This is a genomic window from Flavobacterium erigeronis, assembly GCF_054075165.1.
In genome coordinates this window covers 438513-450915 of record NZ_JBSKGP010000001.1, presented here as the reverse complement: position 1 = coordinate 450915, position 12403 = coordinate 438513, and the positions used below count along the sequence as shown (strand labels likewise).

9 protein-coding genes are annotated in these 12403 nt (G+C 34.5%); 4 read left to right on the top strand and 5 right to left on the bottom strand.

The features are described 5' to 3' along the window. The first annotated feature begins 76 nt into the window (after positions 1 to 76). The gene (locus ACWA1F_RS01905; RefSeq protein ID WP_306154751.1) at positions 77 to 1033 is read left to right on the top strand and encodes an outer membrane beta-barrel protein; all 957 of its coding nucleotides are present in this window, start codon (positions 77 to 79) and stop codon (positions 1031 to 1033) included. 205 nt (positions 1034 to 1238) lie between these two features. On the opposite strand, the gene ACWA1F_RS01900 is transcribed toward ACWA1F_RS01905, so the two are convergent. The 4 genes from ACWA1F_RS01900 to ACWA1F_RS01885 form a co-directional block, all read right to left on the bottom strand. Further along, entirely contained in the window at positions 1239 to 2234 is a 996-nt protein-coding gene (locus ACWA1F_RS01900; protein ID WP_456891165.1) for a Gfo/Idh/MocA family protein, read from the bottom strand. 353 nt (positions 2235 to 2587) lie between these two features. After that, a complete protein-coding gene (locus ACWA1F_RS01895; protein ID WP_456891163.1) occupies positions 2588 to 4696 on the bottom strand; it encodes a prolyl oligopeptidase family serine peptidase in 2109 nt (702 codons plus the stop codon). A 238-nt stretch (positions 4697 to 4934) separates the two neighbouring features. Beyond that, positions 4935 to 7142: a TonB-dependent receptor gene (locus ACWA1F_RS01890; protein WP_456891161.1), complete on the bottom strand. Its 2208-nt coding sequence runs from the start codon at positions 7140 to 7142 to the stop codon at positions 4935 to 4937. 160 nt (positions 7143 to 7302) lie between these two features. Then, on the bottom strand, positions 7303 to 7656 hold the full coding sequence (locus ACWA1F_RS01885; RefSeq protein ID WP_456891159.1) for a hypothetical protein: 354 nt from the start codon (positions 7654 to 7656) through the stop codon (positions 7303 to 7305). Between the two features lie 226 nt (positions 7657 to 7882). Here ACWA1F_RS01885 and ACWA1F_RS01880 point away from each other — a divergent pair, with 226 nt between their 5' ends. Next, entirely contained in the window at positions 7883 to 8587 is a 705-nt protein-coding gene (locus ACWA1F_RS01880; protein WP_456891157.1) for a porin family protein, read from the top strand. Here ACWA1F_RS01880 and ACWA1F_RS01875 read toward each other — a convergent pair. After that, positions 8582 to 9187, bottom strand: a complete 606-nt coding sequence (locus ACWA1F_RS01875) for a hypothetical protein (RefSeq protein ID WP_456891156.1) — start codon at positions 9185 to 9187, stop codon at positions 8582 to 8584. The two genes, ACWA1F_RS01880 and ACWA1F_RS01875, sit on opposite strands and share 6 nt — an antisense overlap. A 133-nt stretch (positions 9188 to 9320) precedes the next feature. On the opposite strand from ACWA1F_RS01875, the gene ACWA1F_RS01870 reads away from it, so the two are divergent. After that, positions 9321 to 11792: a bifunctional UDP-N-acetylmuramoyl-tripeptide:D-alanyl-D-alanine ligase/alanine racemase gene (locus tag ACWA1F_RS01870; RefSeq protein WP_456891154.1), complete on the top strand. Its 2472-nt coding sequence runs from the start codon at positions 9321 to 9323 to the stop codon at positions 11790 to 11792. Between the two features lie 204 nt (positions 11793 to 11996). Continuing rightward, entirely contained in the window at positions 11997 to 12377 is a 381-nt protein-coding gene (gene mscL / locus ACWA1F_RS01865; RefSeq protein WP_456891152.1) for a large conductance mechanosensitive channel protein MscL, read from the top strand. Positions 12378 to 12403: the final 26 nt, after the last annotated feature.

Genomic DNA, 12403 nt, shown 5'->3' with positions numbered 1-12403 from the left:
GTTCCAAGTCTAACTTTGCAAACTGTAAGAATCTGTTAAATTATTCTAAGTTTGTATAAATCAATAAATCAAAATTATGAAAAAGAACCTATTTTTATTAGGATTATTAGTTTGCTCAATGGCCGGTGTTGCGCAGACAACAGAAAAAGCAGACAAACCAGAAAGCTGGTATTTCAAACTAGGAGGATCATACTTTAACCAAACAGCTTCAACAGAATTTCCAGTTGTTGGAGGAAATTTACCTTTAGACAAAACATTTGTTGGAGGACAATTAGTATCTGAAAAAAGTATCACAGGTTCTTTCGGTCAAGGTTTTAGAACTGGTATTACTGCAGGTTATCGTTTTTCGACACGTTTAGGAGTTGAATTAGGGGTTAATTACTATAACAGTAATGATAAAAAAATGGCTCAGACAACTACTGATACGCCAATTACTCCAACGGGAGAATATAGCTTCAAATCTGTAGGTCAAATTACAGCTTTTGATTTAGCGCCTGCAATTGTAATGTTTTTAGGAGAATCTGGTGGATTTGAGCCTTATACAAAAGTTGGGGTTTTAGTTCCTATTCATGGAGATTTAGAAATCACTTCTGATGCCTATGCGCCAATTGCATTTAATCCAACTACAGGAGCACCTGTTGCTTTTGGAAACGTTCATAGTGTAGATAAAGTAAAACCAAACCCAACTTTAGGATTTACGGCTGCTGTTGGTACAACTTATAAATTAACTAGTCACCTTTCTGCTTTTGCTGAATTGGAATACAGAAACTTTACAGTTCATGGGAAAACAAAAGAAACTACTGAGTTTACTGTAAATGGACAAGACGCATTAGCGACAAGAACTACGTCACAAATTCATACTAACTATAGAGATAGATTAGATGTTAATTCTAATAATGCAGCCTTTAATCCAAATACAGCTACTCCGGATAAAAGAGATACAACAAGACCTAACGAAGCAATGGATGAGTTAAGTTCATATGTTGGAATTTCTGGTTTAGGATTAACTTTAGGGATCAAATACAGCCTATAATTTTATAGAAGTTTTTAGTTTAAAAAAAGAGGATATTCGAAAGAATATCCTCTTTTTGTTTGGCTTAATGATATTTTGCGAATTGTTTGTCATCCCGAGGAACGAGGGATCTTCGCAAGAAACTCGACAAAGATTGAAAACTATACTTTACGGAGCTACTTGCGAAGATCCCTCGTTCCTCGGGATGACAAACATTGCTTCAAATTTATTTCGAAGCCTCTCTAAACTCCTTCAAAACCTGATCGATTACCCAGGTTGTTCTAGCACCAGAAGTTCCTTTTGATGGAGAAGCGCCTTCGTTACCTAAAAGTTCTGCAATAACCGTTTCAATAAAAGGCTGTTGAATATGAAGCGGATTTTCGATGGTAATAGTTTCTTTTTCGCCATTTGCATACTGAATGTGAAGTGGATCATTTCCAAAAGTAGAAAAAGAGATTTTTCCTTTATCGCCCACAATTTCAGTGTTGTCATAGCGCTCAAAACTTGCAAAATTCCATATTCCAGAACCGTGAATCCCATTTTCGAATAAGAAAGACATCGAAACCGAATCTTCAGCAGGGTAAGCCATTAATTGAGAAGTCGCATGTCCGCGAACCGATTTAATCGGACCTAAAACAAAGTCTAAGAAATCTAAAGTATGGCAAGCCAAGTCGACGAAAATTCCCCCTCCAGAGATATGTGGCAAAACTGTCCAAGGAAGATTGATTTCGTCATCATAACGCTCTTCAAAAGGATGGTATAAAACACAATTGACATGTCTGATATTCCCTAATTTTCCTTGGTCGATGATTTCCTTAATTTTTAAAAAACGCGGAAGTGCTCTTCTGTAATAAGCCACAAACAACGGAACATTATGCTCTTTACAAGCGCTGATCATTTCGTTGCACTCTTCAAAAGTCAACGCCATTGGTTTTTCAACATACACTGGCTTTCCCGCTTTGGCACATAAAATAGTGTATTCTTTATGAGAAGATGGAGGAGTAGCAATATACACAGCATCAACTTCTGGATCATTTATTAAATCTTCAGCTTTTGAATACCATTTCGGAACATTGTGGCGTTTGGCATAATCTTCTGCAAGGGCAGCATCTCTGCGCATCACAGCCACCAAAGCAGAGTTTGGAGCCTTTTGAAATGCGGGTCCGCTTTTAACTTCGGTTACATTTCCGCAGCCAATAATTCCCCATTTTATAATTTTCATGGTTTAAGTTTTAAGTTTCTCAAATTTAAAGTTTATTTAAAAAAGGTTAGCCACGAATTCACGAATTATTTTTTCACGCAGATTGTGGATAAAAAATTCTTTGCCACGAATTACACGAATTGCGCTAATTTTTTTCGCCACAGATTAAAAAGATTAAACTTTGGGTGTATTTTGTTTCACGCAGATTTTGCAGATGGAGCAGATTTAAAATCTGTTTTTATCTGCCTAAATCTTTTAAATCTGCGTGAAACAAATTAGCGCAATTCGTGGAATTCGTGGCAAAAAAAATAACCACGAACTCACAAAAAAAATTCGTGAATTCGTGGCTATAAAAAAATCTAGTTTCTAAAATCTTACTTCGAAGGCAAAGCTTTAAAACCCATATTGTAAAGTGTAAACGCTTGAATATCTACATTTTCTTGAATAGTCGCCGCAACAGATTTTCCTGCTCCGTGACCTGCTTTTACATCAATTCTAATTAAAACCGGATTTTCTCCTGTTTGTTTTTCCTGCAATTCAGAAGCAAATTTAAAACTGTGCGCTGGAACTACGCGGTCGTCATGATCTCCAGTAGTTACCATAGTTGCAGGATAATGAGTTCCTTGTTTTACGTTGTGAACAGGAGAATAACCTTTTAAATATTCAAACATTTCTTTGCTGTCTTGAGCAGTTCCGTAGTCAAACGCCCATCCAGCACCTGCTGTAAAAGCATTGTAACGAAGCATATCCATTACTCCAACTGCAGGAAGCGCTACTTTCATTAAATCAGGGCGTTGCGTCATTGTTGCACCAACTAATAAACCTCCGTTAGATCCTCCGCGAATAGCTAAATAATCAGCTGAAGTATATTTTTGTGCGATTAAATATTCCGCAGCAGCGATAAAATCATCAAACACATTTTGCTTTTGCAATTTAGTTCCTGCATCATGCCATTTTTTACCGTATTCACCGCCTCCTCTTAAGTTAGCAACAGCATAAACACCTCCATTTTCCATCCAAACTGCATTGGCAATGCTGAAACTTGGCGTTAAACTAACGTTGAATCCGCCGTAACCGTAAAGGATTGTCGGGTTTTTACCGTCTAATTTTGTTCCTTTTTTATACGTAATAATCATCGGAACTTTTGTACCGTCTTTTGAAGTGTAGAAAACCTGTTTAGACTCATAATCTTCACTTTTGAAATCTACTTTTGGTTTTTGATAAATTTCAGATTTACCCGATTTTGGTTCCAAAGAATAGATGCTTCCTGGAGTAGTGTAATTCGCAAAACTGTAATATAAAATTTTATCTTCTTTTTTACCGCTAAAACCGCCTGCAGTTCCAACAGCAGGAAGTTTAATTTCACGCACTAATTTTCCGCTGTAATCATATTGCTGTACGAATGAAACCGCATCTTTAGTATAATTAGCAAAGAAATAGCCAGCGCCAGTTGAAGGAGATAAAATATCTTTGGTTTCTTTGATGAAATCTTTCCAATTTTCTGGTTTCGGATTTGAGGCATCAACCGTCACAACGCGTTTGTTTGGAGCATTAAGATCGGTTTCGATAAACAATTTGTTGCCTTCATTTTCGATAACAGCACTATCACTGTTAAAGTTATCTACAATGGTAACAATCGGACTGTTTGGCTTAGTCAAATCTTTAATATATAATTCATTTCCGTAAGTCGAATTAGCCGCTGTAATTACCAAATAATGATTGTCTTCAGTAACATATCCGCCTACATATCTTCTTTTCTGGTCAGCTCCAAAAATTACTTTATCGTCTTTTTGAGAAGTTCCCAGTTTATGGAAATACAATTTATGCTGATCTGTTTTAGCAGATAATTCGCTTCCTTTGGGTTTGTCGTAACTAGAGTAGTAAAACCCTTCATTTCCGTGCCAAGACACGCCGCTGAATTTGATGTCAACCAAAGTATCTTCTAAAACTTTCTTAGAAAGCGCATCAATAATAATGACTTTTCTCCAGTCGCTTCCTCCTTCAGAAATAGAATAAGCCGCGATGTTTCCGTTTTTAGAAAAGTTTAAACCGCCAAGCGAAGTTGTTCCGTCTTTAGAAAAAGTATTCGGATCTAAGAAAACCTCTTCTTTTCCTTTTTCATCTTTTCTGTAAACTACAGATTGATTTTGAAGTCCGTTGTTTTTAGAATAATACGTAAATTTTCCTTCTTTAAATGGAGCTCCAATTTTTTCGTAATTCCAAAGTTGTTCCATTCGTTTTTTAAGTTGATCACGAAACGGAATTTTATTTAAGTAACCATAAGTAACCTCGTTTTCAGCTTTTACCCAAGCTCCCGTTTCAGCAGATTTGTCATCTTCTAACCAACGGTACGGATCGCTTACTTTAGTATCAAAATATACATCAACAGTTTCTCCTTTTTTAGTTTGCGGATATTGAAGTTTATCTTGACCAAATGATAGTCCTGCGGTTGTAATTGCCATTAATAAAAATGTTTTTTTCATAGTTAGTTTTTATCTGTTGTAACAAAAATAGTACTTTTTGTTGTAAAAAATCTGGAAGAAAAGTTAAACCATAAAAGTCATATAAGTTCATTTTATTTTCCTTCAAGGTTTCCAAAACCTTGTAGGTATAATTTGCGATCAAATCTAAAATAAACAAAACCTACAAGGTTTTTGAAACCTTGCAGGATAGCCCATTATGCTAAAATGAACTTATATAACTTATATGGTTCAAAAAAAATTATAAATTAAAATTAACGCCCAAAACGATGTTTCTTCCAATATTCGGAATACCGTCTGTTTTTAATCTTGAAAGGTGTGCGATATATTTTTTATCGAATAAATTGTTTCCGTTTAAGTTAATATCAAAAGCCGTTTTTCCGAGTTTAACTGTTCCTCCAAAACCTAAATTTACCAAAGTATATCCTTTAGAAGCCGTTTCAAAACCGCTCACATTATTCTGGTTGAAAGTTGATGAAACATTCAAAGATGCAAAACCTTCGCTTAACCAGTTTTTGATATTAAATTCGGTTCTAAGCGTATTATTCCAGTTGTTTGCAGGAATTAAAGGCAGATAATCATCATTGTCTTTTTTGCCTGTAACAGTTTCAAAACTAGTTTCAAAATGCAACCAGTCTAAAGGATGCGGGTGAAAGTGAAGACCAGCTTCTCCACCAAATAATTGTGCATTGTCCTGAACGTAAGCAAAAACATCATTATCGTCTAAAACCTCTCCTGTTGGCGAAGTGTAGATGTAGTTGTTTACATGATTGTAGAATCCGTTTACGAAAAACTCAAAATGAGAATTTTTATATTCTAAATTAAGATCGGTCTGAACGTTTTGTTCCGTTTTTAAGTTTGCATTCCCAATTTCGTAACGGTTTGTTCCTTCGTGAACACCGTTTGAAGTCAGTTCTGCTAAGTTTGGCGCTCTAAATCCTGTTGCTACATTTAAACGAAGCGTTAACGGTTCTGCCAATTTGGTTTTATAGCCTAAAGAAGCATTAAAGCTGTCAAAAGATCGGTCTAGAGCCTGAAAATATCCTTCTTCACCTTCAGTTCCGTGAGCAATTGAATTCACATTTCTATTGTCAAAACGCAATCCTGCTTGGAGAACGCTATTATCCCATTCGTAATTAGCAGTTCCAAAAACACCAAAATCGTTAGTTGTGGCATCTGGAATCAGGTACTCTTCACCAGAATTTTTATTCGTCTGATGCATTCCTTGAACGCCTAAAATAGTTTCAATTTTTCCGAATTTAGGAAAGTGATATTTCGCATTATAATTGAAAGTATTCAATTTCATGTGCAAAGAAGCTTCATTGCTGTCTTCAAATTCGCTTCTGTCATTAGCAATGTATCCTAAATCAACATCCAATTTTGAGTTTTCAAAGAAAATCACATTATTCAAACTCAATAGATGATTGTTAATTCCCTGTCTCGGAAATTGCGTGTCTTTGCTTGACGATTGTTCTGCAATTCCATCTTCTGGAATTCCAATATCCAGTTTGTTAAAGTTGTAACGAAGAACGCTTGAGAAAGTAGAATTACTATAACCGATTCCAGTTTTAAAATCAGTTTCGTTATAACGTGAATTGGTTACGCGGTCGCCATCAGCAATTTTATAATCAGAATGTGTGTTGTAACTTCCGCGTGCTAAGAATTTCCAATTTTCTGTAGAAGTTTTCAATCCAATAGAAGAATTGCTTCCTTGTGTATTTGTGAAATATTTTTGACTGAAATTAGCTTTAAAATCTCCCGCATCAGCAAATTTTTCAGGATTGAAATATAAAACGCCTCCTAAGGCGTCAGAACCGTATAATAAGGAAGCTGGCCCTTTTATTACTTCGACGCTTTCGATTCCGGCATCATTTAAACCTAAACCATGTTCGTCTCCAAACTGCTGGTTTTCGATACGAACGCCTTGAGAATAAACCAAAACACGATTACCGCTAAGTCCGCGAATTACGGGTTTTCCGATAGAAGTTCCCGTAGAAATCTGCGAAACTCCAGGAATGGTGGCTAAACCTTCAATTAAGGTTGAAGTTCCTTTTTGCTGTAAAGTTTTAATGCTTTCGTGCTCGATTTTCATTACGTTTTGCGATTGCAATTTGTTGAAAGGCGTAGACACGACTACTTCATCCATTTCTAAAATAGACTCTTCTAGAATTATGTCTAAAGTGTTTTGCTTTAATAATTTAGCAATTGTTTTATTTTGATTGGCATATCCAACATAAGTAAAAGCGATACGCAGGCTTCCGCTTGGAAGATTATTCAGTTCGTATTTTCCGTTTGCATCTGTTGTAGTTCCTTTATGCAATTCTGGAGCATAAACAGAAACGCCAGGCAATGGATTGTTTTGAGTGTCGGTTACAATTCCTGAAACCGAATTTTGAGCATTCAGCATGCCCGAAAACCCTAAAACAAGGGCAATTATAAATTTTTTCATTTGAAAATGATGCTATAGTTAAATTGATTTTTTCTTCGAATGAAAAACAAAAGCCAACAATAAAGCATTCTGATCCTAATTGATAGTAATAGGATGAGGAAACTCAATGTTATTTTGAATTTAATTAAAAGAAAAGTGATGTTTTTCGAATAATCGAAATTTAAGAAACTATAACAGCAGGAGGCCCCCGTAAGAAATACGAAGTGGTTGAAATTGAAAAAATCTTCTCTGAAAATGGGAAGAAATAAGGTGTTTCTCTGTCAAATGAATGAAATTCAAAAGAGAAATTTTGCGGAAGAATAAAAGATTCAAAAGCAAAATGACAAACAAAACAAACGTCATAATCATGATGCTGATGTGTTATCTCGCCATTAGGATCATTGTAATTATGATGGCACTGTTTTTCTGTAAGCTGTTTTACAATATGCTCATAACTGTGTATGGACTGAAACAATATCGAAAACAATATTGTTACAGCAAACGATACACTTAATATGAGCTGCTTTCTCTTCATGCTCTGCAAAGGTATAAAAGATAAAAACAAAATTGATTAATTTTTTCTTTCAGCGAATTGATTTATTAAAAATAATGCAGCAATTAATTTTAATCGCAGTCAAAATGAGAATATTTTTACTTTGTATCTTTACTACAAAAAGCATTATATTATATTTGTATGTGAAATAAATAAGCGTACAAAAACGTTTATTTGTAATCATCTCTTTAAAACCCAAAACCACGACATGCGAATTATTTTTAGCTGCTTATTTTTACTCACTTTTTTTAACTCTTTTGCACAAGAAGAGGTTAAACCTGAGATAAAACCAGTTGTAAAAATAGATTCTCTGTATCGAGAAGATCAGTTTTATTTTTCGGTTACGTATAATATGTTTACCGATATTCCGATCAATTTCAAACAAAATAAATTTTCTCTCGGACTTTCAGGAGGTTTTTTGCGTGATATGCCCGTAAATAAATCTCGGACAGTTGCTATTGCAGCAGGTTTAGGTTTGAGTTATCAGAATTACTTTCAAAACTTAACAATTTCTGAAGATGCGTCAGGCAATCCAATATATGGTGTGAATAATTATGGCGAATTTGTATCGAACCGTTACCGTCAATATTCCGTAGATCTTCCTATAGAATTCAGATGGCGTAATTCGACTTATGAAAGCACTAAATTCTGGCGTATTTATGGCGGAGTAAAATTGAGTTATGTTTTTTCGAGCATGTCTCTTTTAAACGATGGCGAAAATACATACAGAATCAATAACAACAAGAATGTCAATACATTTCAATACGGACCATACATTGCTGCGGGTTACAATACATGGAATCTTTATTTGTATTATGGCTTAAATCCGCTGTTTAATTCGACCACTACTTTGTCTGGAGAACCAATCAAAATGAAAACCTTAAATGCGGGATTGATTTTTTATATTTTATAACCAGAGATATAAAAATAAAAGCTGTGGCATTATTCCAATAAACAATCCTACTAATATTTCCCTAGGAGTATGCGCATTCATTTCTAAACGAGATGAAGCCACAATTCCCGACAATAAAATAAGTAATGCCGGCCAATACGGATTATGCATTTGAAGATGAATGTTTAATCCGATAACAAAAACCGTTAAACCCGAAATAGCAACCATGTGCAGACTTGCTTTTGTCTTAAAAAGTACGCAGACCAATGCTAAAATAGTACTGAATAAACCCGCAAGAAAAAAGAAGTGAAGTTCAGGATAACGGGTAATGACAATGCTTCTTTTGACTAATAAAATATATAAAAAACATTGCAGAATCAACGGAATAGTTCGTTCTGAAGTTTGGCTCAACATGATCGATTTTACATGTCCAGTCGATTTTAAAAGCAGATAAAACAAAACGGGAACGATGATATTGATTACTAAAATCTGTATTAATACAAAATACTTTTCCTGTCTGCTAAAAACGTCTTCTTTGCAAAACAGATAAAACAAAGTAGCGTACAGCGATATAAAAATCGGATGTAATATATAAGAGAAGAGTGGAAGTACTTTTTTCAAAACGCAATATTTGTGGTGTAAAAACAAATATACTTTTTTTGCCACGAATTCACGAATGATATAAAAAGGAAATTCGTGAATTCGTGGCAAATTAACTCTTAATACTGTAATTTTGAAAAAAAGAAATTACCAAATGAGCATAAATTTAAAAAGCCTGGTTTCAGTTCTTCATGCCAAATGGATTGGTTCAGAGGCTGATGTTTTAATCGATCATATTTCAATTGACAGCCGTTCACTTCAAAACGGATCGCAAACCTTGTTTTTTGCTTTGGCCGGCGTTAACAACGATGCTCATTTATTTATTCCCGATTTAATAGAAAACGGAGTTCAGAATTTTGTGGTACAGTATATTCCAGAAGGTTATGCAGATAAAGCTAATTTTTTGGTGGTCGAAAATACCCTTTTTGCACTTCAGGGATTTGCGGCTTATTACAGAAATCTGTTTCATTTTCCAGTTATCGGATTAACGGGAAGCAACGGTAAAACGATTGTAAAAGAATGGCTTAATTTTTTATTGAGCCCAGATTATAATATTATTAGAAGTCCAAAGAGTTACAATTCTCAGGTTGGAGTGCCGCTTTCGGTAATTGCCATTAATGAAAAACACAATTTAGGAATTTTCGAAGCTGGAATTTCGACAGTTAACGAAATGGTTAAACTAGAGGAAATTATAAAACCAACAATTGGTGTGCTTACCAGTATAGGTTCTGCGCACGACGAAGGGTTTAAAAATCTAGTGGAAAAAATAGACGAGAAATTGCTCTTGTTCAAAGATTGTCCGATAATTATTTATCAAAAATACGAAATTGTCGATTCTTGTTTATTGCAGTTTGCAGCAGAATATATGATGCATCCGCGAAAGCTTTTTTCGTGGAGTTTTACAGATAAGAATGCTGATGTTTTTATTTCGAAAAAAGAAAGCAAAAATGAAATGACAGCAATTCAATATCAATACAAAAACGAAATTCATGATCTTATAATTCCTTTTAGCGATTCGGCTTCTGTAGAAAATGCGATTTCGTGTTTATTGGTTTTATTGCATTTTGATTACGATCAGGAAACGATTCAGAATCGAATTCAGATGCTTTATCCTGTTCGAATGCGTTTGGAAGTAAAAAACGGAATCAACAATTGCAGTATTATTGATGATAGTTACAGTTCCGATTTTCAGTCGCTTAAAATTGCGTTAGACTTTTTAGAAAGTCAAAAGAAAAAAGGTGCTTCAAAAACTGTTATTCTATCAGATATTTTTCAAAGCGGATTTTCCAACGAAGAATTGTATTCTAAAGTTGCCCAGTTAATTTCAGACAATAAAATAAACCGAGTAATTGGTATTGGGCCAACGATTTCTTCTTTTGAAGCTAAGTTTCCGAACAGTAAAATGTTTCTAAACACAGCCGATTTTATAGCCGAAATTGACAATTTAGATTTCAATAATGAAACGATCCTGATAAAAGGAGCGCGATCTTTTAAGTTTGAAGAAATTGTTTCTTACCTGGAAGAAAAGACGCATGAAACAATTCTAGAGATTAATCTCGATGCTATTAGCCATAACTTTAATTATTACAAATCAAAACTGGTGCCAAATGTCAAAATGATGGTAATGGTAAAAGCATTTGGCTACGGAAACGGCGGTTTAGAAATTGCTAAATTATTAGAGCATCATAAAGTAGATTATTTGGGTGTGGCTTTCGCCGATGAAGGAATCGCGTTGAAAAACGGAGGAATAAAACTTCCAATTATGGTTTTAAATCCAGAATCGACCAGTTTTCCTTCTATTATCCAATATCAATTAGAGCCAGAAATTTATAGTTTAAAAGGTCTAAATGCCTTTTTGAAAATTGCCCGTGAAAAGAACTTAAAAGATTATCCAATTCATATTAAAATGGATACGGGAATGCATCGTTTAGGTTTTGAAAATAATACCATCGATGAATTGATTGCAACTTTAAAAGGAAATTCAACCGTTCGCGTACAGAGTATTTTGTCGCATTTGGCGACAAGTGATGATCCAAAACATTTTGATTTTGTTAATCAGCAGATTGCATTGTTTGAGAAATTATCTTCAAGATTAATTAGTGAATTAAATATAAATCCAATCCGACATATTTTGAATACTTCTGGAATTAGCAATTTCCCAAATGCGCAATACAATATGGTACGTTTAGGAATTGGTTTGTACGGAGTTTCAAACGATTGGTCAGAACAAAAATATCTGGAAAACGTTGGAACTTTAAAATCGATAATTTCTCAAGTTAGAACTATTCCTGCTGGCGACAGCGTAGGTTATGGACGTCGTTTTATGGCAGATAGAGAAACAAAAATTGCAACAATCCCAATTGGTTACGCAGACGGAATTGCGAGATTATGGGGAAATGAGGTTGGTTATGTAACGATTAAAAACCAAAAAGCTAAAATCGTAGGAAGTGTCTGCATGGATATGCTAATGGTTAACGTAAGCCATATCGATTGCAAAGAAGGCGATTCGGTGATTATTTTCGGCGAAAGCCCAACCGTAATAGAAATGGCTGTAGCGTTAAAAACCATTCCTTACGAGATTATGACAAGCATTTCACAACGAGTAAAGCGCGTATTTTTTAGATAGTATTATTTTAAACCATATAAGTTATATAAGTTCATTTTTAGATGTAGATTATTTCTTTTGTTGCTTGATTATGTATTTTAATTACGTCAAACTTATAATTTCTACTATAACTTATATGGTTTAAAAGAGAATGGCTAATATGGTTTTTTAAATAAAATTGCGTATTTTCGATACTCGTTAATTATAAATATAAACAAGTCAGATATGGGATTTTTTTCAGAATTTAAGGCATTTGCAATGAAAGGCAATGTAGTTGACCTTGCTGTTGCTGTAATTATAGGAGCTGCTTTTGGTAAAATTGTAAGTTCATTTATCGAAGACGTGATTACACCGTTAGTATTAAAACCAGCTTTAGACGCAGCTCATTTGTCAAAGATAGAAGAACTAACCGCCTTTGGAGGTGTAAAATACGGTCTGTTTCTTTCAGCAGTAATTAATTTTATCATCGTAGCATTTGTTTTATTTCTTGTTATTAAAGGAATGAATAGCCTTAAAAAGAAAGAAGAACCAGCACCGAATCAGCCTGCAGCACCAACTCAAGAAGAGTTGCTTACAGAAATTAGAGATTTATTAAAAAATAAATAAAAATATAATACCGCTACACTAAGTCT